This window comes from Rhizobium mesosinicum (assembly GCF_019511345.1).
Taxonomy (GTDB): Bacteria; Pseudomonadota; Alphaproteobacteria; order Rhizobiales; family Rhizobiaceae; genus Rhizobium; species Rhizobium mesosinicum.
Window position 1 is genome coordinate 439,797 of record NZ_JAEUAK010000005.1, and the last position, 26,384, is coordinate 466,180.

Genomic DNA, 26,384 nt, shown 5'->3' on the forward strand with positions numbered 1-26,384 from the left:
CTGCGGCAATCACGGAGGAAGATATCCATGTTAAAATGGGCCCTGATATTTCTCGTAATTTCGATCATTGCCGGCTTTTTCGGCTTCTCCGGCATTTCAGCGGCGACCGCGACGATCGCGCGCGTGCTCTTCGGCATCTTCCTCGTCGTCTTCCTGATCTTCCTGATATTGGCCTTGATGGCAGGACAGGCAATCTTTTAGCCGCGGAGGCGATTTGAGGCCGCGTAACGGCGGTCTACAGCATGCCTATCAGCCAGGGATGCAGTCCCTTTGCCTGTCGCTTCAGAAGACCGTCGACCGAAATTGATCCGGCTCCCCGCACCGCAAGCACGAACATGCCGCCGGCGATTGCCAAATCCTTCTCGAAATGCAGCAACTCGTTTTGACTTGCAAAATTGGTATGGAACAGAAGGGCCGTCGCAAGGCAGAAGAGCCCTAGCGCAGTTGCGCCGAGCCGGCAGAGAAGGCCGCCGGCTACGGAAAGGCCGGCGGCGATCTGCAGAGCGATGACGGTAAACGTCACCAGCGCCGGCAGGCCAAGCTTTTCGAAGGTCGCAAGCGTCGCAGGGATATCTGTGATGAGCGATGAACCTTCATGCAGAAAAATCAGCGATAGGAGAAGCCTGCCCAGAAGAAGAATGAGATCGGCCAGCCCGGGCCGGCTTTTAGCGTTTTCCATCATATCCTCCGCTTATCAGGCCCTAAAGCAGGCTCGCCCCGACATTGATCGCAAGTGCGAGAATTGTGGTGTTGAAAAGAAACGACAGCAGCGCGTGCAGCAGGGTGAATTTGCGCATCGTCGTCGAAGTGACAGCGACATCGGCCGTCTGCGACGCGACACCGATTGTGAAAGAGAAATAGAGGAAGTCCCAATAAGCGGGCTCCTCCATTCCATCCGGGAATTTAAGCCCTTCGCACTTGTCCGGACCGCCATAGAAATAATGGGCATAGTGGATCGTGAAAAGCGTGTGGAGGAAAAACCAGGAGATCATGATCGTCAAGATCGCCGCAGCCGCCCGCCACAGCGCAACATCTGCCGGTGCATCCTTGATCGAATGGAGCTCGATCCCGATGCCGGCAATGCTGGCAAGAGCCGCTGCGATCGATAGGAAGAGCAGGAAAGTATCGGAAAAATCGAGATCTTCCGATCGCTTTTTGATGCTTTCAACGGTCGCCCGAAGCATCTTGCGCCAGCTCAGCCCGATGAAGAAGATCGCCGAGGCATTCCAGCCGAACAGGATGTTGCTGGCGCTGACCTCCCGTGAGGTCAGCAGCAGAAAGACGACGAAACCACCGAGCACAGAGAGGATGAAACTCGCATGTTTGTAGGCAGCCGAGACCAGCGAATTTCCGTCATCCTCGTCAGCCACTGCAATCCTCCTGGCCTCTATGCCCTTGATATCAACATGAAAAAGGCGCGGATGCCAGCGGCACCCGCGCCTTTCTCAAAGTCCGGCTTGCGAAACCTTACGCAGCTGCGAGCTGCAGCTCCTTGCGGACCTGGCTGCGCAGCGTGCCGAGATCCTTTGCGAATGCCCGGATGCCTTCTGCGAGCTTTTCCGTCGCCATGGCATCTTCGTTCATCATCCAGCGGAAGGTCTTTTCGTCGACCGTGACCTTCGGGGCCGGCTTGATTGTTTCCGGCGACAGCTTGCGCTCGAGCTTACCCTGGTCGTTGGACAATTCATCGAGCAGGTTCGGAGCGATCGTCAGACGGTCGCAACCGGCCAGCGCTTCGATTTCGCCGGTATTGCGGAAGGAGGCCCCCATGACGACGGTCTTGATGCCGTTGGCCTTGTAGTAATTGTAGATTTCGCGAACCGACAGAACGCCCGGATCTTCTTCGGCGGTGAAATCCTTGCCGGTCGACTTCTTGTACCAGTCGAGGATACGGCCCACGAAGGGCGAGATCAGGAACACGCCGGCGTCAGCGCAGGCGATTGCCTGGGCCTTGGAGAAGAGCAGCGTCAGATTGCAGTCGATACCTTCCTTTTGCAGGATTTCGGCGGCGCGAATGCCTTCCCAGGTGGAAGCGAGCTTGATGAGGATGCGGTCCTTCTCGATACCGCGTTCCTTGTAGGCCGCGATGATGCTGCGTGCCTTTTTGAGCGAAGCCTCGGTATCGAAGGAGAGGTCGGCATCGACTTCGGTCGAAACGCGGCCGGGAACGAGCTTTACGAGGGCAGCACCCACGGAGATGGCGAGGCGATCGGCGACGGCTGCGGCCGCTGCATCGGCGTCACCACCGAGCTTCTTGCCCCAGGCGATCGCTTCCTTCATGTCGTCGGCAAACATCTCGGTGCCGAGCGCCTTGAGAACGATGGAAGGGTTGGTCGTGCAATCAACCGGCTTCAGGCGAGCGACAGCCTGAATGTCGCCGGTGTCGGCGACGACGGTTGTGATCTCGCGGAGTTGGTCAAGCTTGGATGTCATGGTCAAATTCCTTTGTGAACTTGGGCTGCGACCGGCACGAGTTCCGCCGGCAAAGAGGTGATCTAAGGACAGATGGTTTGCATGCAGCAGGCAAATAGTCGCGCGTCCGTTACGGATGAGCCATAAACGTGAGAGACATTGGCGGCGTTCCCAACGCCGGAATACAACCGGCACACCGCAAGCGATGCTGTGTGCGGCTGAGAGGCCGGTCGAGACTTTCCACATGCCCGCACATTGTCCTCCTCGGACGGACAAGAACGATGTTGTCGACCATGACTATCGCCGCTCCCGCAACGAAAAGTCAAGGACATTTGTGCATTTCAATTGACATAAGTGTCACACCCGGCATTATCGCGGGAACAAAGCCGATGCCGCAATCTTATGTCATCGATGGCAAAGATCTAGGGCGAAATCGGCGCGGGAGGAGATGTGGTCAAGCTGAAACGCGGTACGCATACTGCCTATTCCGAAGCCTCCTCGCTCCGGCTGCGGGCCGCATGGCTCTATTACAACGAGGGCCTGACCCAGAAGGATGTCGCCGAACAGCTCGGCATCAGCCGCACGACCGTCATCCGCCTGCTCGACGAGGCGATGAAGCGCAGCGAAGTGCAGATCTGGATCAACGATTCGATCGGCGACTGCGTGGAGCTATCGGTCAAGCTGGAACGGGCCTACGGCCTCGATGAGGCGATCGTCGTGCCGGAGCCCGCCAATTGTGACGTGAATTCACTCGCAAAGAATGTCGGCCTGGCGCTCGGCCAGTTCCTCTCGGAAGCGATCCCGGACGATTATACGATCGGCGTCGGCTGGGGTCGCACCATGACGGCCTCTCTCGCGAGCTTCCGGCCGCCACGGCGCGACAATTGCAAGATCGTCTCCCTGCTCGGCGGCATCGTCGCCGTCCACCAGACAAATCCGATCGACTACACCTGGCGGCTTGCTAATCAGCTCGGCGCGGAATGCTACATGTTCCTGGCCCCGCTGCTCGTCGATTCGACCGAGACCAAGCGCAACCTCATTGAAAAATGCGGGCTCGATACGATCTACCGGCTGGCGGAAAACCTCGATCTCGCGATCGTCAGCTGCGGCGATATCGGCCCGCATTCGACCTCGCTGTCCGAGGGATGGATTTCGAAGGCCGAACTGCAGCAGCTGATCGATGCCGGCTGTGTCTGCGACACCATGTTCAACTTTCTGGACAAGGACGGCAATTCCGTCGACCACTCGATCAATCAGCGGGTGATGTCGGTGGATCTTGATACGCTGAAAGAGGCAAAACACATCGTATTGTCCTCCGGCGGCGCACATCGTGCCGTCGCGATCCGGGCGACGATCAGACGCATCGGCTGCAATACACTGATTACCGACGAGAGCGCGGCAAAGGCATTGCTGGAACTGGCCGAAACCGCCTGAGCGGCTTCGGTTGATTCCAACCGCTCAGGCGTGCGCCGATTCCCAGCCAAGCATGGCTCGCTTGCGGGTCAGACCCCAGTGGTAACCGGTCAACGCTCCGTTTTTGCCGAGCGCGCGGTGACAGGGCACGACGAAGGAAATCGGGTTGGCCCCGACTGCCGCACCGACCGCGCGCATGGCAGTCGGCCGGCCGATATCCTTGGCGATGTCGCTGTAGGTCACGGCCTTGCCGAAGGGGATTTTCAGAAGGCTCTGCCAGACGCTGACCTGGAAATCCGTGCCGATCAGCACGACCCGCAGCGGCTGGTCCGACGTCCAGCGGCCCGGCTGGAATATCCGCTCGGCATAAGGCGCCGTCGCTTGGCGGTCCTCCACATATTCCGCATTCGGCCAACGGCAGGTCATATCCTCAAGGCAGGCCTTTTCGTCACCGGAATCGCTGAAGGCGAGGCCTGCAAGACCACGGTCCGTCACCATGACGAGAGCCGTGCCGAAGGGACAGGTGTGGAACCCGTAACGGATCGTCAGCCCGCCGCCCTTCGCCTTCCATTCGCCCGGCGACATTGCCTCGTGGGTGACGAACAAGTCGTGCAGGCGGCTCGGGCCTGAGAGACCGACCTCGATGGAGGTTTCTAGCAGCGGCATTTCTTCCTGGCGCAGCAGCCGTTTGGCGTGGTCGAGCGTAACGGCCTGCAGGAACGCCTTGGGAGAAAGGCCGGCCCAGCGGGTAAAAGTCTTCTGAAGCTGCGTCGGCGACTGGTTCAGCCGTGCGGCAATCGCCTCCAGCGACGGCTGGTCGCGATATTCTTCGCTGATGAGTTCGATGACCCGGCGGACAGTCTCATAGTCCGGGCCTCCGGGGGTGACATCCGTGTCGAGCTTCGCGATCATGTTCATCGTTTTTCTCCTTTACGAAGGAGATAATCAAGGCCTGGTGACCAAACCACCCGTTTCTTGCGCGATATTTCAGATCCGCTGTTTTACCGTTGCAAGTGCGCGCTTGAAGGCCTTGGCGAAGCTTTCGCGATCGTCGGGATTGAGGAAGGAGCCGACATCCGTGCGCTTGCCCTCCCCGAAAATATGCATGGAGAGAATGCCGATCTCCTGATGCCGCCGCACAAGAAAGCGCGTCCAGAACGGATTGAAGTGGTGCTCGATCATCCGGCCGGACGGAGAGAACTTGCGTATCGAAACGTCCGTCCGCGAAACCGTCACCTCTTCCCGCACTTTGCCGGACCGGTAATTGAGCCAGAAGGCGCCGTAGAGCAGCAGGAAATCCAGCCCGAAAAAGAAGCCGATCGGCCAGGCACCGGTGAGGATGAAGAACATGCCGTACACGAAGCAGATGGCGCCGGAAATTATGAGCAGCACTTTGAAACCCTTCCGTCCGAGGGAGCGGTAGGGAAAGAGCTCAGCTGCGAAAACAGGCTGCTCGTTGCGGCCGTCGGCGTTGCTTTCCATCATGGCCGTTGAGTATAGATTTTTGATGGCCAATCCGAAACTCAAATCCGTCAGCAAACCGTCGCAAAACTCGAATGTGATCGTCCGCCGCAAGCCGGCGGCGGTGAAGACAGCCTATTCGCTTGCCGAGCGCGAGGAGATTTTCCGCCGCTTCTCGATCCAGCGACCCGAGCCGCGCGGCGAGCTGGAGCATACCAACCCCTTCACCCTCGTCGTAGCAGTGGCACTCTCCGCGCAGGCGACCGATGCCGGCGTCAACAAGGCGACACGGGCGCTCTTCAAGGTCGCCGACACGCCGCAGAAAATGCTCGATCTCGGCGAAGAGAGGCTGCGCGGCTACATCAGGACGATCGGCCTTTATCGCAACAAGGCGAAGAACGTCATTGCGCTCTCGCAGATGCTGGTCGATGAATTCGCCGGCAAGGTGCCGGAGACGCGCGAAGAGCTGGTTCGCCTGCCAGGCGTCGGCCGCAAGACCGCCAATGTCGTACTCTCAATGGCCTTCGGCCAGGCGACCATGGCCGTCGACACGCACATCTTCCGCATCGCCAACCGTATCAAGCTCGCGCCGGGCAAGACGCCCGATGAAGTGGAAGAGCACCTGATGAAGGTTGTTCCGAAGCACTACCTCTATCATGCCCATCACTGGCTGATCCTGCACGGCCGCTATACCTGCAAGGCTCGTCGCCCGGAATGCGAGCGCTGCGTGATCGCCGACATCTGCAAATCGCCCGAGAAGAGCTGCGATGTCCCGGCACCGCTGGTCGAACTACCGCCGCAAGTAATCGGCGAGGCCGTCGAGTAATCGCAATCGCCTGCGCAGCCGGCTGCAGCAGGATTTCCGGCCTTCTCCTGCCGAGCGCCGAATATGCGGCTGGGTATGAAGCGATAGGGCTGCCTGGCTAAACTCGGAAAGCGGGATCGCGCGCCGAGATCAGCTTGTGCAGATGCACCATCATGCCTGCGGCAAAGAGCGGCGTGAGAAGGTTGACAATGGGAATCGCCAGGAAAAGTGCAATTACCAGACCGCCAAGAAAGACGGTCGGACTATGCTTGGCGCGAAACAGCCGCGCCTCCGGCGGCGACCGGAACCGCATCGCCGCGAATTCGAAGAATTCCCGCCCGAGCAGATAGCCGTTCACGAGGAAGAAGGCGACGAGATTGACGCCGGGAATGAAGAGCAGGAACAGCGCGATAATATTGCCGACGACCACCACCCCCAGGAACTTGATCGAGCTTGCCATCGCCGGGCCGAGCGGCATGGCCTTGCCCGGCGCATCCTGCGGATAGTCCTTTTTTTCGATCACCTCGGCGACATCGTCGAGAAAGAGGCCGGCAATCAGCGCCGTAACCGGCGAGAGCAGTAGCGCTAGCCCGAGCGCAAGGCCGACACCGGCAGCGATCAGGAAAACGAAGCTGAGCCAGCCGGCCCAGTCAGGCATCTCGGGAAAGAACCCGGCCATCCAGGGAAAGACGAAGCTGATGAACAGGCCGCGCAGCGCGAACCACAAGCCGATCAGCACCAGCACCGTCAGTCCGAGAACTTTCCAGAAAACCGACCGGGTCTCCGGCGCAAACAGGTTGGCAAGCGAAAGGCGAGCGGCGTCAAGGATCATTCTCTGGCATCTCCGTTACGCGGCGTGATGTAGGGAGCCGGGGTCCTCCCGGCAAGTCAGTTGAAAATTACATGCTTGAATAGAAAACTTGTCGAAAATTACATGCTAATATATAGTTCTGAAAGTTGGAAATACGTGTGGGCCTAAGAAGAGCTTCCGGACAATATTAAGAAACAGGGATTCGGCTGCGCATGAATCCACGGAAGGCCTCTGAGGAAATGGGGGAGGCTGCGGCGTGGAAGACTTTGTAGAGAAGCTTAGGCAATACGCGAAATCCGGCACGCCTGCCGAACGACGCATCGCGAAATATTTCACCGAACATTTGAACGACCTGCCGTTCGAAACCGCTGCGTCGGTTGCCGACCGACTTGATCTTTCGCCGATGACGGTCGGCCGTTTCCTGCGAGCGCTCGGCTATCAGGGGCTGGACAGTGTCAAGGTGGAGATTCGAGAAACGGCTACGACCTCACCCGTCCAGTTCCAGAATTCTATGACGGAGTTGCAGACGGATGCATCGGAGGGCAAGGCACTCGCCGTTCTCGTGGCCGAACAGATACAGGCGCTGCATCACATCTATCATCTGACCGCACAGCCGCATTGGGCTGAAGCCGTCGCGCTGATCGGCGCCTCCAGAGAGGTCTTCGTCGCTACCCATGCCAGACTTGCCGGGTTTTCCAATCATTTCTGCCAGCGACTGACCCTGGCTCGCGACGGCGTACGTGCGATCGACGGCGCGGGAAGCCGCTTCGCTGAGCTTTTCGCCCGTTCCTTCGTCGAGGACGCCGTACTCGTCATCATTGATTGCCGGCGCTTCGCCAGGTCACGGCTGCTTGCGCGCACTGCCCGGCGTTACGGCTACAAGGTGATCCTGATTTCCGCTCAGCATGCGGATTGGCTGCCCGAACAGTCGAACGTCGTCCTGCCTTTGCCGTCCGCCCGCGCGCCGGACACGGACAACCTGCCACCGCTGATCGCCTTGCTCGACTGTCTGGCCGAGGCGGTCATTTTGGGTGCCGGCGAAGAGGCGAGCCAACGCCGCCGACGCATGGTGGAATTCGCAACGATCCTCGGGGAAACGGCAAACCACTGAACTATTCCATCGCCTCCAGCTCCGCCCGATGGCGATACATGGCAAGAAAGCGACGATAGTCACGGTCGTAAAGCGCCTGCTTGCCCCTGGCGGGAAGCCGCTCGGAGCCACCGGGATACATCGCCTTGCCAGCCGCCGCCAAATCCTTGTGTAAGCGACAGGAAACCGATGCGGCCATTGCAGTGCCGAGAAGGACCCCCTCGGTCATATCAGGCACGATGACCTTGCAGCCCGTCACATCCGAATAGAGCTCCATCAGAACGGGGTTCTTCACATGCCCGCCGGCCACATGCAGCGTATCCGGCACGTAGCCGTGTTCTCTCATCTTTTCGAGGATGTGACGGATGCCGAGCGCAATCCCGATCGCGGCTCGCCAATAGAGCGAGCAGAGCCCGTCGAAGGACGTATCGAGCGTCAGGCCGCTGATGACGCCGACTGCATGCGGATCGGCCAGTGGCGACCGGTTGCCGTGAAAATCCGGAAGAACGGAGATTCGGGCACCGAGCGCAGCGCCTTTTTCTGCTCTGAGTTCAGCGATGCGGGCAACGATCCTCTGATGCAGCGCCGCGCTCGGCTCCCCGCCGGCGGCGTGCATGCGCACGATATGATCGAGCAGCGCACCGGCCGCCGACTGGCCGGCTTCGACGAGCCAGAACTGCGGAAAAACCGCCTCGTAATAAGGCCCCCACATTCCCTGGCTCGGTTTTCGCTCGCGGGAAAAGGCGACAACGCAGCTCGATGTTCCCGCAATCAGCGCAAGCTGCTGCTCGAGCTTCGCAGGATCGGCAACATAGCTGCTGAGTGTACCGAGAGCGCCGGCATAGGCATCGATCATCCCGGCCGAGACGTGGCAATCGGTAGTCAGGCCCAATGCTTCGGCTGCTTGCGGCGTCAATTTACCGATGCTTTCGCCGACCGCCACCGTCTCGTCCGGCAGATGGCCGCGCGCCAGCAGATCCTCAAGACCGATCTGCTGCAGGAAATCCTCCTGCCATCCCTTTTCTTTATGAGCCAGGTAATTCCATTTGGCCGTCAGCGTGCAGCGGGACCGGGCAAGTGAACCGGTCGCCTTCCAGGTCAGGAAATCGGCAAGATCGAAGAAATAACCGGCTTTCTCCCAGGTCGCCGGCAGCCTCTTCTTCAGCCACATCAGCTTCGGCATTTCCATTTCCGGCGACATGACGTTGCCGGAATGTTCAAGCACCTCATGCCTGCTCGCCGTACAGAAATCGGCTTCCTTCAGCGCCCGATGGTCGAGCCAGACGATCGTATCGAACCGCGCCTCGCCGCCGGTGGAAACGCTGATCTGCCTGCCTTCTGTATCGCGCACCACAAGCGAGCAGGTGGCATCGAAACCGATCGCGCCGATTGCGGCAGCCCCGATGCCGGATTTGCCTATAGCCGTACGGACCGCAGTGCAAACGGCCGACCATATATCCTCGGAATCATGCTCGGCATGGTTCTCGCGCGGCCGGTTCATGACGACAGGATGTTCAGCCTTGCCAAGCAGGTGGCCATGCGCATCGAAGATACCGGCGCGTGCGCTGCTCGTGCCGATATCCACCGCAACCACATGATCACGCATCAATGCTGAGTCCCGTCCCGCTTTTGTTTGCGGACAAGGTGTATCAATTCCGGCATGGCGTCAAACACGACTTCCGGAGAAAGACGGTCGAGTTCTTCACGGTAGCCAGCAAAGTTTGCATGGGAACCGCCGGTAAAGGCAAAGACCGTCATGCCCGCCGCCTTGGCTGCGGCAATACCCGCCGGACTGTCTTCGATGACGATGCAGTCACGGGGTTCCACATGCATCTGGTCGGCAGCATAGAGAAAGAGATCGGGCGCCGGCTTGCCTCGTTTGACCATGCTGGCGCTGAAGATGTTCGGCAGCTTCGGTAAGAGTCCGGTGACAGAGAGCGACAGCTTGATCCGCTCGACCTGGCTGGACGACGCGACACAGCAGGGAAGGCCGAGCGCATCGATCGTATCGCCAATGCCGGGTATCGCCTTCAGCTCGGTGCGGAAACGGGCATAGAGACTGGTGCGGATGCCTTCCAGGAATTGCTCGTCGGCATGCACGTTGAACTCCGTCTCCAATATGGAGATGAGGGTTGCGAGGCTCTTGCCGAGGAAGCGCTCATAGGCCTCGTCCTCGGTAATCGTCACGCCGAGATCGGCCATTGCCTTGAGGAGAACGCTGATCGAAATCGGTTCGCTGTCGACGAGCACGCCGTCGCAATCGAAAATGACCAGCCGTGGTTCAGCATCAGCCATGGAAGACCCAACCTGAAATCAGTTCGGACGCAACCGTCCTGCTTCGTCCGCAAGGCCGGGATGGCAGCAATGCCGCCATCATGATTCCTTACACCGCGAGCTTGCCGTCAAGATAGAGCTGCAGAGTTTCCTTCGTGCCTTTTTCCCACAGGGTTTTGAGTGCGTGGGCGAAACGCTTGCGGAAAAGATCTGATTTCGCGACTTCGCCGAAAATATCGTCAAAGGCGAGGAAGGCTACCGGATCGTCCTTTGCCTTGACAGCCGCCTCATGCAGACGTTCGGCGCTGGCATCGTTGAAGACGATGTCCTTGCCGCTGTCGCTCTTGCCGAAGAAGTAGCGGCACCAGAGCGCGGAGACGAGCGCAAGGCCAACGACATCCCTGCCCTGGCGCAGGTTGTCGAGCGTCGAGGGCAGGATGAATTTTGGCTGACGGTTGGAGCCGTCCTGTGCAAGCCGCGGGATCGTATCGGCGATCTTCGGATTGAGGAAGCGGCGTTCGATCAGCTTGAAATAATCGGCAAGCGACGTGTCCGGCACCGGCGGCACGATCGGAATGATCTCCTCGTTTTCCAGCTTGGCGAGGAAGGCGCGGATCAGATCGTTTTCCATCGACTCATGGACGAAATGAATGTCCATCAGCGCTGCCGGATAGGCGATCGCCGCATGGCCGCCGTTCAGGATGCGGATCTTCATATGCTCATAGGGCGTGACGTCAGGTACGAAGGTGACGCCGACCTTTTCAAGCGCCGGGCGACCCATCGGGAACTTGTCTTCCAGCACCCACTGCTTGAACTCTTCGCAATAGACCGGCCAATTGTCCTCGATGCCGAAATTGTCTTTGAGGAAATCGATCTCGCGCTGGCTGGTCGCCGGCGTGATGCGGTCCACCATGCCGTTGGGGAAGGAGACATTCGCCTTGATCCAGTCGGCAAAGGCAGGATCGGAGAGCTTCGCCGTTCCGACGATGGCATTCGCAGTGACGACGCCATTATGGGGAATGTTGTCGCAAGACATGACGGTGAAGGGCTCGATGCCCTTGTCTTTACGCGCCTTCAGGCCGGCAACGATCAGACCGAAGACCGTCTTCGGCGTCGCCGGGTTCTGGCCATCGGCGACAATCGCCGGATGCGCCGGATTAAACTTGCCCGAGGCATCGATGAAGTAACCGCCTTCGGTGATCGTCATTGAGACGATCCGGATCTCGGGATCGGCGAGCTTGGCGATGATAACAGCGGGTTCGCCGACCGGCAGGATATCGATCATCGGCCCGGTCACGCGCGCCGCCGTCTTGTTGTTGTCCTGCTCGACGACAGTCGTCAGGAAATCCTGCGCCGCGAGCTTGTCGCGCATGGCCGCGTCCGAAGGCAGAACGCCGGCACCGATGATGGCCCAGTCATGGTCGCTGCCGGCGTTGAAGAGATCGTCGAGATAGATCGCCTGATGGGCACGATGGAAATTGCCGACGCCGAAGTGCACGATGCCGGCTTTCAGCGACGCCCGCTCATAGGCCGGAACGGCTGCAGTCTTTGCCGCCTCGGCGAGCGTTGCCAGCGATAGTTTGCACGTCATGTTTCAGTCCTCTTGAAGGTCTTGCGAAAAAGGGCGTTCGTCCTCCCGGTAGCGCGGGCCGGACGAGACCGCCCGGTCCGCATGTCTCCCCCAGCCGGCGGCCGCCTCACATCGCGAGGCCGCCCTCGTTGAATCTATGAATGCGCGTCTTGTCCGGCGTCAGGTAAACCGTGTCCCCGGCCTTGGAAGCAAAATCGCCATTGCTGCGCGCCGTCAGCATCCCGATTCCATCAACATCGACGTGCAGGAACGTGTCGGAGCCGAGGTGTTCGGCTACCATGACCCTGCCCTTCCAGTCGCCGCTTTCGGTCGACAGCAGCACATGTTCGGGACGAATGCCGATCGTGTGCGCATTGAGCTGTGCCGCATTCTGCCCCTTGATGAAATTCATCTTGGGCGAGCCGATGAAGCCCGCAACGAAGAGGTTTCGCGGGCTGCGGTAGAGCTCCAGGGGCGAACCGACCTGCTCGATATTGCCCCTGTTCAACACCACGATCTTGTCGGCCATGGTCATGGCTTCCACCTGATCATGGGTGACGTAGACCATCGTCGTCTTCAGCTGCTGGTGCAGCTCGCTGATTTCGATGCGCATGTTGACGCGCAGCGCCGCATCGAGATTTGACAGCGGCTCGTCAAAAAGGAAGGCCGAAGGTTGGCGCACGATAGCGCGGCCGATGGCGACGCGCTGGCGCTGGCCACCCGAGAGCTGGCGCGGTTTGCGATCGAGATAGTCCCCGAGGTTCAACACGCGCGCGGCATCGGTCACCTTGCGATCGATCTCCGCCTTGTCCATGCCCGCCATCTTCAGCGGAAAGGCGATGTTGTTGCGCACGCTCATATGCGGATAGAGCGCATAGGACTGGAAGACCATCGCCAGACCCCGTTCCGATGGCGCCTTCTCGGTTGCGTCCTTGCCGTCGATGACGATCTTGCCGCCGGAGACGTCTTCGAGGCCGGCGATCAGGCGCAGCAGCGTGGACTTGCCGCAGCCGGAGGGGCCGACGAAGACGACGAACTCACCGTCCCTGATGTCGAGATCGATCGAAGGGATGACCTTGGCCTCGCCGAAGACCTTCGAAACCTTTTGAAGGGTAATGCTGCCCATGTTTCTCTCCCTATGATCTTATTTCACCGCGCCGAAGGTCAGGCCGCGGACAAGTTGTTTCTGGCTAAACCAGCCGAGGATGAGGATCGGCGCAATCGCCATGGTCGAAGCCGCCGAAAGCTTGGCATAGAACAGGCCTTCCGGGCTCGAATAGGAGGCGATGAAGGCTGTCAGCGGTGCCGCCTTGGAGGCTGTCAGGTTCAGCGTCCAGAAGGCCTCATTCCAGGCGAGGATGATGTTGAGCAGCAGCGTCGAGGCAATGCCCGGCACCGCCATCGGCGTCAGCACGTAAGCGATTTCCTTGGCGAGCGATGCCCCGTCCATGCGCGCGGCTTCGAGGATCTCGCCGGGGATTTCCTTGAAGTAGGTGTAGAGCATCCAGACGATGATCGGCAGATTGATCAGCGTCAGCACCATCACCAGGCCGGTGCGCGTATCGAGCAGGCCCGAATTGCGGAACATCAGGTAGATCGGGATGAGCGCGCCGACCGGCGGCATCATCTTCGTCGACAGCATCCACATCAGCACGTCCTTCGTCCGCTTGGTCGGCGCAAAGGCCATGGCCCAGGCGGCCGGAATGGCGATGATGAGGCCGATCAGCGTCGAGCCGAAGGAGATCACCACGGAATTCATGAAATGGCTGAGATAGTTGGAGCGGCTCTGCACTTCCGCATAGTTCTCCGTCGTCCAGTGGAAGAACAGGAACTGCGGCGGCGAGGCAATGGCGTCCGCTTCCGACTTGAAGCTCGTCAGGAACGTCCAGAGGATCGGGAAGAAGATCAGGATGCCGAGCGCCCAAGCGATCGCGGTCATGATGACCTTGCGTTGGGTGGTAACCTTTCTAGCCATCTCAAGCCTCCAGATTCTTGCCGACGAGGCGCACGAGGAAGATCGCAACGATATTGGCAAGCACGACCGCGACGATACCGCCTGCGGAGGCTCCGCCGATATCGAACTGCAGCAGCGCCTGCGCGTAGACGAGATAGGTGAGGTTCGTGCTCTGAGTGCCCGGGCCGCCATTGGTGGTGACCAGAATTTCGGCGAAGACCGACAGCAGGAAGATCGTCTGGATAAGGATGACGACGGTGATGGCACGGGCCATATGCGGCAGGATGATATAGATGAATTTCGAGATCGCGCCGGCGCCATCCATCTCAGCGGCTTCCTTCTGCTCCTCATCGAGCGACTGCAGTGCGGTGAGCAGGATCAGCGTGGCAAAGGGAAGCCACTGCCAGGCGACGATCAGAATGACGGAGAGCAGCGGTACAGTGGCCAGCCAGTCGATCGGCTGCAGGCCGACAGCCTTCGCCATATAGGCGAAGAGGCCGTTGACCGGGTTCATGAACATGTTTTTCCAGACAAGAGCCGCCACCGTCGGCATGACGAAGAAGGGCGCGATGACCAGGATGCGCACGATGCCTTGGCCATAAATCTGCTGGTCGAGCAACAATGCAAAGAGAATACCACCGATCACGGTGATGAGTAGCACGCCGGCAACCAGGACCAGCGTGTTGATGAGTGCTGCGAAGAAGGCCGGGTCGGTGAGGAAGTATTGGTAGTTTAAGAGACCGACGAAATTCTCCATGCCCGGGCTGAGCAGATTGTAGTTCAGCAGGGAGAAGTAAATCGTCATCGCCAGCGGGACGATCATCCACGCGAAAAGCAGCACCACCGAAGGTGCTATCATCAGGCGTGCTGCGGAGCGAGTGTGGAACGTTGCCATAGCAATCACCGGTCTGATCTGAAGCGGAAACGGCTGCGAAACAGCTTTGAAAAAATGGGCCGCCGATGCAGTTCGGGCAATCGGCGGCCCGGAGGTGCGGAATGCCAAGCATTCCGTACGTTCTCAGGAGGTTTTACTTGATGTAGCCTGCTTTGGTCATTTCGCGGGTGGCCAGTTGCTGCGCGCTCTGCAGGGCCTGGTCGACCGAGATCTGGCCGGCAAGGGCTGCGGAGAACTGCTGGCCTACGGCCGTGCCGATGCCCTGGAATTCCGGGATCGCCACGAACTGGACGCCGACATAGGGAACCGGCTTGACGGTCGGCTTGGTCGGGTCTGCGGAGTTGATGCTGTCGAGCGTCATCTTCGCAAACGGAGCAGCCTTCTGGTAATCGGCATTCGCATAGAGCGAGCTGCGTGTGCCGGGAGGTGCGTTCAACCAGCCTTCCTTTTCAGCCACGAGATTGGTGTAATCCTTGCTTGTTGCCCAGGCGATGAACTTCTCGGCTGCTTCGGACTTCTGAGAGCCTGCCGGTATCGCGAGGTTCCAAGCCCAGAGCCAGTTGCCGCGCTTGCCGAGGCCCTTGTCCGGAGCCAGTGCGAAGCCGACCTTGTCGGCGACGGTGGATTCCTTGGGGTTGCTGACGAAGGAAGCAGCAACCGTTGCGTCGATCCACATGCCGCACTTGCCGGTCTGGAAGAGCGCCAGGTTTTCGTTGAAGCCGTTGGAAGAAGCGCCAGGAGGGCCGGCTTCCTTCATCAGGTTGACGTAGAAGGTCAGCGTGTCCTTCCACTCGGGCTGATCGAACTGCGGCTTCCACTTTTCATCGAACCAGCGGGCGCCGAAGGAGTTCGACATAGCCGTCAGGAAGGCCATGTTTTCACCCCAACCGGCCTTGCCGCGCAGGCAGATGCCGTAGATTTCCTTGTCCTTGTCGGTGATCTTCTTCGCAGCGTCTGCGATGAAGTCCCAGGTCGGCGCGTCTGGCATCTTCAGGCCGGCAGCGTCGAACAGGTCCTTGCGGTACATGACCATGGAGCTTTCGCCGTAGAACGGAGCTGCATAGAGCTTGCCGTCCTGGCTGATGCCGCTGCGGATGGCCGGCAGCAGGTCATTCACGTCGTAGCTGTCGCCGAGATTGTCCAGCGGCAGGAGCCAGCCCTGCTTTGCCCAGATCGGAACTTCATAGGTGCCGATCGTCAGCACGTCATACTGGCCGCCCTTTGTCGCGATGTCGGTCGTGACCTTCTGGCGCAGTACGTTTTCTTCGAGGGTTACCCATTCAAGGTCGATGCCGGGATTCTTCGCCTTGAAGTCATCCGTCAGCTTCTGCATCCGGATCATGTCGCCGTTGTTCACGGTCGCGATCGTCAGCGTCTCGGCCGAAGCCATGCCGGCAAAAGCCATTGCTGAGCAGGCGCCCAGCAGGAAAGTTCTCAATGTCATATCTTCCTCCCAGAAGATGGGTGTGAGCATTCGCTTTGCTCATGGGCAATTACTCACCAACGGAAGAAATTTGTCAATCGGCAATCGTTGCTGCGATGCCGAACGATGGCACTACACCTTTGATTCAGAAGGGTAATATTTTTGCTCAGCTACTGAGCAAAAACTCAGCAGTCTCTTCGTCGGTGATCAAACCGTTCACCTGATGGCCTGATATCGCAGCCCTGATCGCCCTGAATTTGCGCTTGCCCTTGGCTATCCCGATGACGACGGACGAATCGCGCGGCGGTATCGGAGCCGAGGCGACGCGCTCGTTGATCGGGTTGTCGAGCAGTTTGCCCTCGGCGTCGAATATCCAGCCGCAGATTTCACCTATGGCGCCGCCGCTCATCAGCTCCATCATCTCGTCTTTTTCGAGGAACCCATCGACGCAGAGCGGGCCGTCGATGCCGAGTTCGCCGATACCGACGAAGGTCACATCCGCCTGCGCGCTGATCGCCAGCGTCGAGCGCACGAGCTGCTGGCCGTGCAGAAGCTCCCGCTCCTCCGCCGAGGTGACGAGAACCGGCAGCGGCATCGGATAGTGCCGCGCCTTGACGGCATCGGCCATGCTGAAAATCACGTTGTAATAGGCAGCCGACCCATCGGGCGCGATATTGCCGGTCAGCGAAACGATGCGGTGATTGGGACATTCGATCGCCGGCAGCTGGTCGACAGCCGCTTTCAGCGTTCGCCCGGTGCCGACGGCGAGCACGATCGGGTCGGGGCGTTTCAGCCAGCGCTCGATTTCGGAAGCAGCCGCTTCGGCGATGCCGACCGTCGTCGACGACGAGCCCGGATCGCTCGGAACGATTTCGACATGCCGCAGACCGAATTTCTTGCGCAGCTGGTTTGCGAGTTCGAGGCAGGCGGCGATCGGGTGGTCGAGCCGCACCTTGATCAGCCGCTCTGCCACGGCAAGTGAAACGAGCCGCTGCGCCGATTGCCGCGAAATACCCATGGCGGACGCAATTTCATCCTGCGTGCGGCCGGCGACATAGTAGAGCCAGCCGGCGCGCGCCGCGTCATCCAGCCGTCCGGAAGTCTCCGCTTTCTTTGCCATGTGTTGCCGCCAATAATTCCCTGTGAGTCTGTCTGGCGCCAGATCAAAACAAAAATCGGGCAAATGTCGAGGGCGTTGAAAAAGTGAGCAGTCGCTTCCTTACCCGAACCACTTCATGACGACGTAGATGGCCGCCTTGACGAGACCGTAGATCACTCCGCCGGCGACAGCGAGCGAGACCGCCGTCATGACGAAGCCGAGAAGCGAAAACAACCCGTCTCGTCCAAGAATCGCAAAGGCGAAGATGGAAATCGCGATCGCCGGCAGGATATTGCCGAGCGGTACCGGCAGCACCAGAACGATCGCCAGCACCAGGCAGCAGAAGCCCGCCAAATACTCTGCAGGCGGCTCGACGAGAATACCAAGCCGCGGCTGCAGCATGCGCTCGGCCCGGGCAAGCCAGGGGTGGATGCGCCCGACGATCGTCTCGAAATCCTCCCGCCGCATGGAGCGCGCCGCAATCGCCTTCGGCAGCCACGGCTTCAGTCCGAAAGTGAGTTGCGCAGCAAGGAAGATCAGCGGAGCGCCGAGCAGCGAGGACGTGCCGGGCGGAGTCGGAAAGGCGTTCGGCAATGCGAAAATCAGCATGAGCGCACCGATCGCCCGATCCCCCATCGTCTGGAACAGGTCGCCGATCGATACGCGTTCGCGGCTTCGATCCGCCGCCATCTGCCGCAGGATGGAGGAGAGCCGGCGACCTTTCGGACGCGGCCTGCGGGCGGTGGTTCTATTGTCTTCGGTATTTTCGATTGTCATTAATCCGGCATCGGCAAGTGGATAACGAAAAGTCTGCCCGTGCAATATGCCATTAGCATGACTCTGACGGATGAAATTATCGAAGACGCGGCCGATCCCTTAGTTCAATTATCGAATAATCCTTGTAATTCCGCTCCAAGAGTGCGAGCAGACGCCAAGCAAAGACAATTGGTTGACATCAGATGATTATTTCGTTCGACATCGGAGGCTCCGCCATCAAGGGTGGAATTGGGCGTTCGGAATCCGACATCGTCCCGCTCGGCCGCCGCCCAACCCCCAAAGATGACTTCCCGGCTTTCGTCGAGACGTTGAAGAGCTTTATCGCTGAAGCCGGCGAACAGCCCTCGCGCATTGCGCTCTCGATCGCCGGTGTTGTCGACCCGGATACGCAGCGCCTCATCGTCGCCAATATCCCCTGCCTTCACGACCGCAACCTCGCCGCCGACCTGGAAGCAGAGCTCGCTCTGCCCGTGCTGGTTGCCAATGATGCCGACTGCTTCACCGTGGCGGAAGCCGAGCTCGGCGCCGGCCGAGGCCACCGCATCGTCTTCGGTGCCATTCTCGGCACCGGCGTTGGCGGCGGCATCGTATCGGATGGTCGCCTCATCAATGCGTCGGGCGGCTTTGCGGGGGAATGGGGTCACGGACCAATCATCGCGTCGCAGGCCGGCAGTCCGCCCGTCGCAATCCCTGCCTATGTCTGCGGCTGCGGCCAGAAGGGCTGTGTCGATACCGTCGGTGGTGCGCGTGGTGTGGAACGCCTGCACAAGACGCTGCACGATCTCGATTTCTCCAGTGAGGAAATCATCGCCGATTGGCAGAGCGGCGAGGAAAAGGCCAACCGCACCATCGACGTCTATGTCGATCTGGTCGCCTCGCCGTTGGCACTCGCCATCAATATTACCGGCGCAACCATCGTCCCTGTCGGCGGCGGCCTCTCGAATGCCGAGCCGCTGCTGGCGGAGCTGGATCAGGCAGTGCGTGCCCGGATCCTGCGGAAATTCGACCGCCCGCTCGTCGTGCGCAGCGAGTGCCGTATCGAACCGGGCCTGATCGGGGCAGCACTTCTGGGCCTCAAGGCTGAAGCTGCCTAAAGCAATTCCCACAAAAGTGCGCAGCGGTTCTGCGTCCGGAATTGCCGAAACAGAGCTCAAAGCTTCGGCCACATCCGGACGATTGCGGCAAAACGCTGCCAGTCCTTCCGCAGACAAGGCGTCCAGGCCGCTTCCGCGACAGCCGGCAGCCGCGGAAAGACCAGCCGGTTGAAATTGGCTCGCGAGACGCCCCAGATGCAGGCTTGGATACCGCGGATCCGCTCCCTCAGCTCCTCCGGCAGTTCGCCTTCGGCTTCGTAAGCATAGGTCTTTTCCGGTGGCGTGAAGCAGGCCCAGCTCGCACCCGGCTCGTTCTCGCCTTCGGCCTGCGCCATGTCGAGATAGTAGGCCTGACCCGGCGCCATGACGATATCATAGCCGTCGCGCGCCAGTTCGATGCCGACTTCAGGCTTTTCCCAGGCCATCAGCAGCGTGCCGTCGCGATCGACACCGCCGCCATGCGAGACCCCGTTCCAGCCGGCGAGCTTCCTGCTACGCTCCGCAAGCATGGTCTTGATCCGCCGCATAAAATGCGACTGGAGCTCGGCGGTATCCGCAAGCTTCTCCTTTTCCATCAACGACTTGCAGGCTGGTGAGGCAAGCCAGCAACCATGCGGCACCTCATCCCCGCCGATGTGCAGATATTCAAACGGAAAAAGCGCCACCACCTCGTCGAACACCTTGCCGAGGAACTCGTAGGTGAACTCGATCGCCGGATTGAGCGTGTTGTTGGAATAATCCTGTACCGAGCGACAGCTGTCCGGCGCCTGCTGCTCGTCGATAAGCTGCGGCAGGGCGAAAAGAGGTGCCGCGCTGTGTCCGGGAATATCGATTTCCGGTAAGACATCGATATGAAGTGCGTCAGCATGGGCGACGATCCGGCGCGCGTCGTCTTGCGTGTAATATCCCGAGCGCGTTTCGGCATCGTCATGAAGCTGCGACACCGGAACTCCGCCCGGCCCGCGCTTTGCGCCGATCTCCGTGAGTTCCGGATAGGCCTTGATCTCCAACCGCCAGGCCTCGTCGTCGGTAAGATGCCAATGGAAAATGTTGAGCTTGTTCCACGCCAGGATATCGATCAGCCTTTCGATGTCCGAAACCGGATAGAACTGCCGCGAAACATCGAGATGACAGCCACGCCACTCATAGCGAGGCTGATCGGCTATATTGCCGAAGACCGGAAACTGGAAAGTTTCCGCGTCATGGCGTGCACCGTGCAGCAGCTGCGCCAGAGTGATCAGCCCGTAGAACCGCCCGGCCGCATCGTCGCTGGCAAGAATGATCTCCCGAGCAGTAAACCGGAGCTCGCAAGCTGCCGGCATGATCGAGGATTCCGCCTTGAACCGGATCGGTCGACCGTTCTCAACCGGCTGCAGCGAGAAGGGCACGTCGTCGGCCGGGAAGAGCCGTTGATAGAGCGCAAGCGCCTTGGCTATCGCCTCGATATTTTCGGGACGCGAGCCGGCTGCCGGATAGAGGGCGACGGGCGCCACGTTGTCCGGCCGCATCGCAAGAGACAACGGCCAGGGCAGCAGCGAAAAAGGTTCGACCACCTGGCCTTTCGGCAAAAATTCCGGCAACGCACCCCGCTTCGCCACGTCATGCACGAGATCGACAACGCTGACCGGCACTTGCCGGCCATCGGCAAGCGTAAGGCAGGCTGATTTGATGCCGGACGTGACATGCTCCGGGCCGTTCGTCAGCTCTTCCACGCTGAACTGCCAGCTGTCGCCCGGCTTGACGGTCAGCCCCTCTGGCGGCGAAACCTCGTGAAAATCTGCAACGCGCCGCTTGAGCACGGCGCCTTCTGCGGCATGTTCGCCCGTCACGCGGGCGGGCGACTTATAGGCGAGCGTAAAACCGGAGAGCGGATCGTCAGATAGGTTGAAGAGCGTGAAACTGAAGCGTCCGAGGCTTCCTTCGACCGGGCTCCAGCTCGCTTCCAGACGGTAATCGGCCACAGTCATATCCTCCCTCCAACGGATATAGGGCAATCTTTGCTCTCGTTTAGCCATCGCCTTCTCGTCTGCTTCCGCAGCTTCACAATTCGACGGCAGCATCCTGCGCGTCGATGGCGTGCGCGACCGCATGTTTTTTTGGCAGACGCTCTACTACTGCCGCAAACACCATGGCCGCTGGAAAATATCGGGCTTCACCGGCTACCTGCCGAACTCCATGGCCTGAGGCAAATATAGGCTGAAACAAAAATGGCGCGGCCTCGACCGCGCCACTGTCTCATTCGGCTGCCAATGCCGGCGGATGATGGATGTTCCCATCCGCCTCTTCCTGGTTGGCATTGGCATGTTCGTCATTCCTCGTTTTCGGCTCTCGGCCGAAGAACAGGGCATAGCCGGCCGGCAGCACGAGGATGGTCAGGACGGTCGCGACCAGGATGCCGCCCATCATGGCGTAGGCGAGCGGACCCCAGAAGACGCCGCGCGAAATCGGGATCAGAGCCAGCACGGCCGTCAGCGCCGTCAGCATGATCGGCCGGAAGCGGCGTACCGCAGCACCGACGATCGCCTCCTGCCGGTGCATACCCGCCTTGATATCCTGGTCGATCTGGTCGACGAGAATGATCGAATTGCGGATGATGATGCCGAGCAGCGCGATCACGCCGAGGATCGCCACGAAGCCGAAAGGCGCGCCGCTGATCAGCAGCGCCGAGGCCGCACCGATGATGCCGAGCGGACCGGTGGCGAAGACCAGCATCGCCTTGCCGAAGTGCTGCAGCTGGGCCATCAGGAGGATCATGATGACGACGAGCATGATCGGCGCCTTGGCAGCGATCGATGCCTGGCTTTCGGCCGAATCCTCGGCACCGCCCTGGATCTCGATCTTGTAGCCGGCCGGCAGGCTGTCCCGCAGATCCTGCATGTCGTTATAGAGCTTGGTCACGACATCGTTCGACTGCACGCCATCAGGCAACGTCGCACGGACACTGATCGTCGGCAGACGGTCGCGCCGCCATTCGACGCCCTGCTCCATTACCGGCACGACCTTGGCGATCTGCGAGACCGGGACATAGCCGCCGAAATCCGTCGGTACATAAATCGAGTTGACGGCCGAGAGCAGCGAACGGTTGGCATCCGGCTCACGAGCGACGATCGAAACCGTCTCCTCGCCGTCGCGGAAATCGTCGAGCGGCGCGCCCGACATGGCGGTCTGCAGCATCTGGCGAATGCGCTGTGAGGTGACGCCGAGTGCACGGGCACGGTCCTGGTCGATCACCAGCTTCATGGCCGGCACCGGCTCCAACCAGTCGTCGTGAATGGCGCCGAGCATCGGATCCCTCGTGAAGCGCTCCTTCACCTGATCGGCAATCTTGCGCACTTCCGCACGGTCGGGACCCATGACGCGCATCTGCACCGGCCAGCCCGTCGGCGGGCCGAGGAAGAGGCGATCGACCTTGCCGCGGATATCAGGGAAGTCTTCCGCGAGGATCGTCCTGAGCTTGGTGATCAGCCGCTCGCGGGCTGGCTCATCATTGGCCATGATCAGCAGCTGGGCATAATTCGGGTTGCGAAGCTGTTGGTCGAGCGGCAGGAAGAAGCGCGGCGCGCCTTCGCCGATATAGGTGGCGATGAACTTCTTGTCCGGATCGTCCATCATCCTGGCTTCCAGCGCCTTGGCCTCGACTTCCACCTGCTTGATGCTGGTTCCCTCCGGCAGCCAGAGATCGACGAGAATTTCCGGCCGCGAAGACTGCGGAAAGAAGTTCTGCGGAATGAACTGGAAGCTCCAGAGGCTGGCAACGAAGGTGCCGAGCGTCAATGCAAGCACGACGACGCGGTGGCGCACCGCCCAAGCGACCGTGCGGCGCAAGCCGCGATAGAACCGCGTGTCGAACACGTCGTGATGTTCCCCGGCATGATGACGCTGTTTCAGGATCATGTAGCCGAGCCACGGCGTGAAATAAACCGCCACGAACCACGAAGTCACCAGCGCAATGCCGACCACATAGAAGAGCGTGCGTACATACTCGCCGGCCGTCGATGCCGCAAAGCCGACGGGAATGAAGCCAGCCGTGGTGATCAGTGTACCCGTCAGCATCGGGAAGGCAGTCGAGGAATAGGCGAAGCTCGCCGCATCGATCTTGACAAGGCCTTCCTCAAGCTTTCGCTCCATCATTTCCACGACGATCATCGCATCGTCGACAAGCAGGCCGAGCGCGATGATGAGCGCACCGAGCGAAATACGCTGCAGGTCGATGCCGAGCTCGTACATGATGGCGAAGGTCGCAGCCAGAACGAGCGGAATGGCGATGGCGATGACAAGACCCGAGCGCCAGCCGATCGACACGAACGAGACGACGAGCACGATGGCAAGGGCTTCACCCAGCGCATGCATGAACTCGCTGACCGCATCTGTCACGACGTCAGGCTGGTTGGAGATCTGGTCGACGGCGACACCATAGGGTAGCGAATCCTCGAAGCGCTTGTAGGTCGCCTCCACGTCCTTGCCGACATCGGTCACCTTGAAACCCCTGGCCATGACGACGCCGACCTGCACGCTCTCATGACCGTTAAAACGGTATTTGCGCTGGTAGGGGTCTTCGAGGCCTGACGCGACGGTGGCGATGTCGCCGAGGCGCGTCACCTGATTGCCGGAGCGCAGGCGCAGTTCGCGGATATCCTCGACCTTGTGCACATTGCCTTCGACCGAGATGCGTACCGAGCGCAGGCCCGTATCGACATTGCCTGCCGGATCGACCGCGTTCTGGCCCTTGATGGCATTCTGTAGGTCGGGAATCGTCAGGCCGCGTTCGGCAAGCGCCTTGGAGGAGACGTCGATATAGATCTTTTCCGGCTGATCGCCGATGATGACGGCCTTTTCGACACCCGGCGTCGTCAGCAGCATGTCGCGTGCCTGGATCGCGAATTTCTTCAGTTCCGGATAGGAATAACCATCACCACTGATCGAATGCAGCGTGATGAACGTGTCGCCGAATTCATCGTTGAAATAGGGACCAAGCAGGCCCTGCGGCAGGTCGCTGTTGATGTCGCCGACCTTCTTGCGCACCTGATAAAAGGCGTCCGCCACCTGGGCGCTATTCGTATCGCCTTTCACCTGCACGGTGATGATCGTGCTGCCGGCGCGCGTATAGGACTTCACCCAGTCGAGATGCGGGGTTTCCTGCAGCTTGCGCTCGATCTTGTTGGTGACCTGGTCTTCCATATCCTGAAGCGAGGCGCCCGGCCAAAGCGCCTGCACCACCATGACGCGGAAGGTGAAGTCGGGGTCTTCCTTCTGGCCCATGCGGGTCAGGCCGAGCACGCCGGTAATCAGGATCAGTCCGAACAGGAAGCGGGCGATGCTCGGATGGCCGATCGCCCAGCGTGAAAGATTGAAGGGCCGCTTTTCAGTGGTGGTGGTGTCCATGATCCTGTTCCCTATCCTGGCCGTTCAGCGGACGGCTGCGTCCGTTTCGGCCGAAGCCGACTGCTGGCCGGGAAGCTTGACCTTCAGGTTTTCGCTCATGAATTGCGTGCCGGCGGCGACGACGAGGTCGCCGCTGTCGAGACCCTTGGCAATACGGACGCCATCGCCGGTGAAATCCGCGATCTCAATGTCCCTGGCATGAACGGTTTCACTGCTGCGATCGACGGTCCAGACAACTTTCTTGCCGTCCTTTTGCGCCAATGCGCTGAGCGGAATGGAGACGTAGGTATCACTGTTGCCGACATCGGCCTCGATCATCGCCGTCATGCCGAGCAGCACACGCGGATCGTTCGGCAGGCTGACGCGCACCGCGAAGGTGCGCGACTGCTGGTCGGCACTGCCCGCGACCTCGCGAACGGTGCCGTCAAGCACAAGCTTGTCGTCGGACCAGAAGCTCGCCTTCACGGTCTTGCCCGGCTTGAACTGTGCAATATCGTTTTCCGGCACCGCGATCTGCACTTCCTTCTCGCCATCGACGGCAACGGCAACGACCGGCGTGCCGGAACCAACGACCTGGCCGACATCGGCATTGATGGTCGTCACGATACCATTCTGATCGGCCTTGAGCTCCGTGTAGCTCACCTGGTTCTTCGCCTGATTGAGCGCGGAAGCAGCGGCATCGCGGGTCGAGATCGCCTGGTCGTAGCTGAGCGAAGCCTGCTCGGCCTGCGATTTCGGCGCGACATTCTTGTCGAAGAGCTGCGCGGCGCGGCGGTTGGCGATATCGGCCGTTTCGACGGCCTTTTCGGCAGCAGCAAGGTTGGCTTCGGCGGTCTTCACAGCGAGTTCATAGTCGGTCGAGTCCATCCGGGCGAGGATATCGCCGGGCTTCACCCGCTCGCCGATATCGACGAGACGCTCGGTGATCTTGCCGTTGACGCGGAAACCGAGGTTCATTTCCGTGCGCGCTCTTACCGAGCCCGAATAATCAAGCGTGCGAGTATCACCGGCCTTGGCGATCTCGACCACCTTCACCGGGCGGATGACTTGCTTGACCTCTGCCTTTTCTTCGGTGCAGCCGGCGATGCCCAGTCCGATCGCGCTGACGAGCGCGAGGCTCATGACGGACGGCATACGGTTGCTGAAGGTCTTGAGCGAAAACATCTTTCGCACTCCTGATCGTTTTGGGTTTTCTCGAACGGCCCTGGCCGGACCTATTTTTTGAGCGCCCTGATCGCGAATTCGATCAGTTCGTCGACGGCCGCCCGGTTCGTCTTTGCAAGACATTGGGCCACCATCTGCGGATGGCAGAGATTGACGGTTGCCGCCCCGAAGCACCGCGAGGCGACCTCGGGATCCTGTTCGGCGAATTCACCGGCAGCGATGCCTTCACGGATGACATCGGCGAGCAATGCGTGAATGGAGTCGATGTGCCTCTCGATGACATGCCAGTCGCGTTCTATCGCGACGACCACCATCTCATGGACCTTCTGCTGATCGAGCATGGTGTCGAGTGTCAGCTGGTATTGGCTGCGCACGTACTGGCGCAGCCGGTCCGAAGCGCTGATCTTCTGATGACAGATGTTAGCTGCAAGCTGATAGGCGGCTGCCAGCATCCGGCCGCAGATCGCCTGGTGGATTTCGACCTTGGAGGCGAAGAAGCGGTAGATATTCGCAGGCGACATGCCGAGTTCGCGGGCAACATCCGCGACTGTGGTTTTGGAATATCCATAGTGACGGAAGAGCCGCTCGGCCGCATCCAGGATACGAGTGATATTTTCCTGCCGTGTGACGTCCAGCGTGGCTTCCGCGATGTCATTCATGGTTCGGGCCTGATATTTACGATTGACGAATTTTGATTTTCATCATTCGTAAAATATCACTCTTCGATTGTCAATGATTTTGCGATCAAAACCAAAAATGC

Annotated in this window: 24 protein-coding genes; 5 read left to right on the forward strand and 19 right to left on the reverse strand. The window is 60.0% G+C overall.

The features are described from left to right. Positions 1 to 27 precede the first annotated feature (27 nt). A complete protein-coding gene (locus JNB85_RS16595; protein ID WP_113295964.1) occupies positions 28 to 201 on the forward strand; it encodes a DUF1328 domain-containing protein in 174 nt (57 codons plus the stop codon). Between the two features lie 34 nt (positions 202 to 235). On the opposite strand, the gene JNB85_RS16600 is transcribed toward JNB85_RS16595, so the two are convergent. The 3 genes from JNB85_RS16600 to tal all read right to left on the reverse strand — a co-directional run bounded on the left by JNB85_RS16600 (position 236) and on the right by tal (position 2,433). Then, complete coding sequence (locus tag JNB85_RS16600; protein WP_220335425.1) at positions 236 to 682, reverse strand: DoxX family protein; 447 nt, start codon at positions 680 to 682, stop codon at positions 236 to 238. A 19-nt stretch (positions 683 to 701) separates the two neighbouring features. Further along, complete coding sequence (locus JNB85_RS16605) at positions 702 to 1,370, reverse strand: DUF1345 domain-containing protein (protein WP_220335426.1); 669 nt, start codon at positions 1,368 to 1,370, stop codon at positions 702 to 704. Positions 1,371 to 1,467: 97 nt separating this feature from the next. Further along, complete coding sequence (tal, locus tag JNB85_RS16610) at positions 1,468 to 2,433, reverse strand: transaldolase (protein ID WP_220335427.1); 966 nt, start codon at positions 2,431 to 2,433, stop codon at positions 1,468 to 1,470. 429 nt (positions 2,434 to 2,862) lie between these two features. Between tal and JNB85_RS16615 the strand changes: the two genes are divergently transcribed. Next, a complete protein-coding gene (locus JNB85_RS16615; protein WP_220335428.1) occupies positions 2,863 to 3,846 on the forward strand; it encodes a sugar-binding transcriptional regulator in 984 nt (327 codons plus the stop codon). Positions 3,847 to 3,870: 24 nt separating this feature from the next. On the opposite strand, the gene JNB85_RS16620 is transcribed toward JNB85_RS16615, so the two are convergent. Both JNB85_RS16620 and JNB85_RS16625 read right to left on the reverse strand, forming a co-directional pair. Continuing rightward, entirely contained in the window at positions 3,871 to 4,743 is an 873-nt protein-coding gene (locus JNB85_RS16620; RefSeq protein ID WP_220335429.1) for a methylated-DNA--[protein]-cysteine S-methyltransferase, read from the reverse strand. Between the two features lie 69 nt (positions 4,744 to 4,812). Continuing rightward, positions 4,813 to 5,310, reverse strand: a complete 498-nt coding sequence (locus tag JNB85_RS16625; RefSeq protein WP_220335430.1) for a DUF2244 domain-containing protein — start codon at positions 5,308 to 5,310, stop codon at positions 4,813 to 4,815. Between the two features lie 22 nt (positions 5,311 to 5,332). Here JNB85_RS16625 and nth point away from each other — a divergent pair, with 22 nt between their 5' ends. Next, positions 5,333 to 6,112, forward strand: coding sequence for an endonuclease III (nth, locus tag JNB85_RS16630; RefSeq protein WP_223216518.1), 780 nt, complete (start codon positions 5,333 to 5,335; stop codon positions 6,110 to 6,112). 97 nt (positions 6,113 to 6,209) lie between these two features. Here nth and JNB85_RS16635 read toward each other — a convergent pair whose 3' ends face one another. Then, positions 6,210 to 6,923: a sulfate transporter family protein gene (locus JNB85_RS16635; RefSeq protein ID WP_220335432.1), complete on the reverse strand. Its 714-nt coding sequence runs from the start codon at positions 6,921 to 6,923 to the stop codon at positions 6,210 to 6,212. 235 nt (positions 6,924 to 7,158) lie between these two features. Here JNB85_RS16635 and JNB85_RS16640 point away from each other — a divergent pair, with 235 nt between their 5' ends. Then, positions 7,159 to 8,013, forward strand: coding sequence for a MurR/RpiR family transcriptional regulator (locus JNB85_RS16640; RefSeq protein ID WP_220335433.1), 855 nt, complete (start codon positions 7,159 to 7,161; stop codon positions 8,011 to 8,013). A 1-nt stretch (position 8,014) separates the two neighbouring features. Here JNB85_RS16640 and JNB85_RS16645 read toward each other — a convergent pair whose 3' ends face one another. The 9 genes from JNB85_RS16645 to JNB85_RS16685 form a co-directional block, all read right to left on the reverse strand. Further along, entirely contained in the window at positions 8,015 to 9,598 is a 1,584-nt protein-coding gene (locus tag JNB85_RS16645; protein WP_220335434.1) for an FGGY-family carbohydrate kinase, read from the reverse strand. Further along, a complete protein-coding gene (locus JNB85_RS16650; RefSeq protein ID WP_220335435.1) occupies positions 9,598 to 10,287 on the reverse strand; it encodes an HAD family hydrolase in 690 nt (229 codons plus the stop codon). Before JNB85_RS16650 ends, JNB85_RS16645 begins: the two co-directional genes overlap by 1 nt. An 88-nt stretch (positions 10,288 to 10,375) precedes the next feature. Continuing rightward, complete coding sequence (locus JNB85_RS16655) at positions 10,376 to 11,857, reverse strand: mannitol dehydrogenase family protein (RefSeq protein WP_220335436.1); 1,482 nt, start codon at positions 11,855 to 11,857, stop codon at positions 10,376 to 10,378. Between the two features lie 106 nt (positions 11,858 to 11,963). Continuing rightward, positions 11,964 to 12,962 carry an ABC transporter ATP-binding protein gene (locus JNB85_RS16660; RefSeq protein WP_220335437.1) on the reverse strand — a complete coding sequence of 333 codons (999 nt, stop codon included), beginning with the start codon at positions 12,960 to 12,962 and terminating at the stop codon, positions 11,964 to 11,966. Positions 12,963 to 12,980: 18 nt separating this feature from the next. Then, on the reverse strand, positions 12,981 to 13,811 hold the full coding sequence (locus JNB85_RS16665) for a carbohydrate ABC transporter permease (protein ID WP_183748487.1): 831 nt from the start codon (positions 13,809 to 13,811) through the stop codon (positions 12,981 to 12,983). Position 13,812: 1 nt separating this feature from the next. Further along, complete coding sequence (locus JNB85_RS16670) at positions 13,813 to 14,685, reverse strand: carbohydrate ABC transporter permease (RefSeq protein WP_183748486.1); 873 nt, start codon at positions 14,683 to 14,685, stop codon at positions 13,813 to 13,815. 133 nt (positions 14,686 to 14,818) lie between these two features. Next, entirely contained in the window at positions 14,819 to 16,129 is a 1,311-nt protein-coding gene (locus JNB85_RS16675) for an ABC transporter substrate-binding protein (protein ID WP_220335438.1), read from the reverse strand. Between the two features lie 145 nt (positions 16,130 to 16,274). Continuing rightward, positions 16,275 to 17,228 (reverse strand): sugar-binding transcriptional regulator, encoded by a 954-nt coding sequence (locus tag JNB85_RS16680; protein WP_220335439.1) that lies wholly within the window; start codon positions 17,226 to 17,228, stop codon positions 16,275 to 16,277. 99 nt (positions 17,229 to 17,327) lie between these two features. Continuing rightward, positions 17,328 to 17,906, reverse strand: a complete 579-nt coding sequence (locus tag JNB85_RS16685) for an exopolysaccharide biosynthesis protein (protein ID WP_220335505.1) — start codon at positions 17,904 to 17,906, stop codon at positions 17,328 to 17,330. A 260-nt stretch (positions 17,907 to 18,166) separates the two neighbouring features. Between JNB85_RS16685 and JNB85_RS16690 the strand changes: the two genes are divergently transcribed. After that, the gene (locus JNB85_RS16690) at positions 18,167 to 19,078 is read left to right on the forward strand and encodes an ROK family protein (RefSeq protein ID WP_220335440.1); all 912 of its coding nucleotides are present in this window, start codon (positions 18,167 to 18,169) and stop codon (positions 19,076 to 19,078) included. A gap of 56 nt (positions 19,079 to 19,134) precedes the next feature. On the opposite strand, the gene JNB85_RS16695 is transcribed toward JNB85_RS16690, so the two are convergent. The 4 genes from JNB85_RS16695 to JNB85_RS16710 all read right to left on the reverse strand — a co-directional run bounded on the left by JNB85_RS16695 (position 19,135) and on the right by JNB85_RS16710 (position 26,283). Beyond that, the gene (locus tag JNB85_RS16695; protein ID WP_220335506.1) at positions 19,135 to 21,039 is read right to left on the reverse strand and encodes a beta-N-acetylhexosaminidase; all 1,905 of its coding nucleotides are present in this window, start codon (positions 21,037 to 21,039) and stop codon (positions 19,135 to 19,137) included. 274 nt (positions 21,040 to 21,313) lie between these two features. After that, complete coding sequence (locus JNB85_RS16700; RefSeq protein WP_220335441.1) at positions 21,314 to 24,460, reverse strand: efflux RND transporter permease subunit; 3,147 nt, start codon at positions 24,458 to 24,460, stop codon at positions 21,314 to 21,316. 24 nt (positions 24,461 to 24,484) lie between these two features. After that, complete coding sequence (locus tag JNB85_RS16705) at positions 24,485 to 25,624, reverse strand: efflux RND transporter periplasmic adaptor subunit (protein ID WP_220335442.1); 1,140 nt, start codon at positions 25,622 to 25,624, stop codon at positions 24,485 to 24,487. A gap of 50 nt (positions 25,625 to 25,674) precedes the next feature. Continuing rightward, positions 25,675 to 26,283 (reverse strand): TetR/AcrR family transcriptional regulator, encoded by a 609-nt coding sequence (locus JNB85_RS16710; RefSeq protein WP_220335443.1) that lies wholly within the window; start codon positions 26,281 to 26,283, stop codon positions 25,675 to 25,677. Positions 26,284 to 26,384: the final 101 nt, after the last annotated feature.

Excerpts from the sequence above, each read along its gene's own strand:
- JNB85_RS16595 (WP_113295964.1), top strand. The coding sequence starts at position 28 with ATGTTAAAATGGGCCCTGATATTTCTCGTAATTTCGATCATTGCCGGC.
- JNB85_RS16600 (WP_220335425.1), bottom strand. The coding sequence starts at position 682 with ATGATGGAAAACGCTAAAAGCCGGCCCGGGCTGGCCGATCTCATTCTT.
- tal (WP_220335427.1), bottom strand. The coding sequence starts at position 2,433 with ATGACATCCAAGCTTGACCAACTCCGCGAGATCACAACCGTCGTCGCC.
- JNB85_RS16620 (WP_220335429.1), bottom strand. The coding sequence starts at position 4,743 with ATGAACATGATCGCGAAGCTCGACACGGATGTCACCCCCGGAGGCCCG.
- JNB85_RS16625 (WP_220335430.1), bottom strand. The coding sequence starts at position 5,310 with ATGATGGAAAGCAACGCCGACGGCCGCAACGAGCAGCCTGTTTTCGCA.
- nth (WP_223216518.1), top strand. The coding sequence starts at position 5,333 with ATGGCCAATCCGAAACTCAAATCCGTCAGCAAACCGTCGCAAAACTCG.
- JNB85_RS16635 (WP_220335432.1), bottom strand. The coding sequence starts at position 6,923 with ATGATCCTTGACGCCGCTCGCCTTTCGCTTGCCAACCTGTTTGCGCCG.
- JNB85_RS16645 (WP_220335434.1), bottom strand. The coding sequence starts at position 9,598 with ATGCGTGATCATGTGGTTGCGGTGGATATCGGCACGAGCAGCGCACGC.
- JNB85_RS16650 (WP_220335435.1), bottom strand. The coding sequence starts at position 10,287 with ATGGCTGATGCTGAACCACGGCTGGTCATTTTCGATTGCGACGGCGTG.
- JNB85_RS16655 (WP_220335436.1), bottom strand. The coding sequence starts at position 11,857 with ATGACGTGCAAACTATCGCTGGCAACGCTCGCCGAGGCGGCAAAGACT.
- JNB85_RS16660 (WP_220335437.1), bottom strand. The coding sequence starts at position 12,962 with ATGGGCAGCATTACCCTTCAAAAGGTTTCGAAGGTCTTCGGCGAGGCC.
- JNB85_RS16665 (WP_183748487.1), bottom strand. The coding sequence starts at position 13,811 with ATGGCTAGAAAGGTTACCACCCAACGCAAGGTCATCATGACCGCGATC.
- JNB85_RS16670 (WP_183748486.1), bottom strand. The coding sequence starts at position 14,685 with ATGGCAACGTTCCACACTCGCTCCGCAGCACGCCTGATGATAGCACCT.
- JNB85_RS16675 (WP_220335438.1), bottom strand. The coding sequence starts at position 16,129 with ATGACATTGAGAACTTTCCTGCTGGGCGCCTGCTCAGCAATGGCTTTT.
- JNB85_RS16680 (WP_220335439.1), bottom strand. The coding sequence starts at position 17,228 with ATGGCAAAGAAAGCGGAGACTTCCGGACGGCTGGATGACGCGGCGCGC.
- JNB85_RS16690 (WP_220335440.1), top strand. The coding sequence starts at position 18,167 with ATGATTATTTCGTTCGACATCGGAGGCTCCGCCATCAAGGGTGGAATT.
- JNB85_RS16700 (WP_220335441.1), bottom strand. The coding sequence starts at position 24,460 with ATGGACACCACCACCACTGAAAAGCGGCCCTTCAATCTTTCACGCTGG.
- JNB85_RS16705 (WP_220335442.1), bottom strand. The coding sequence starts at position 25,624 with ATGTTTTCGCTCAAGACCTTCAGCAACCGTATGCCGTCCGTCATGAGC.
- JNB85_RS16710 (WP_220335443.1), bottom strand. The coding sequence starts at position 26,283 with ATGAATGACATCGCGGAAGCCACGCTGGACGTCACACGGCAGGAAAAT.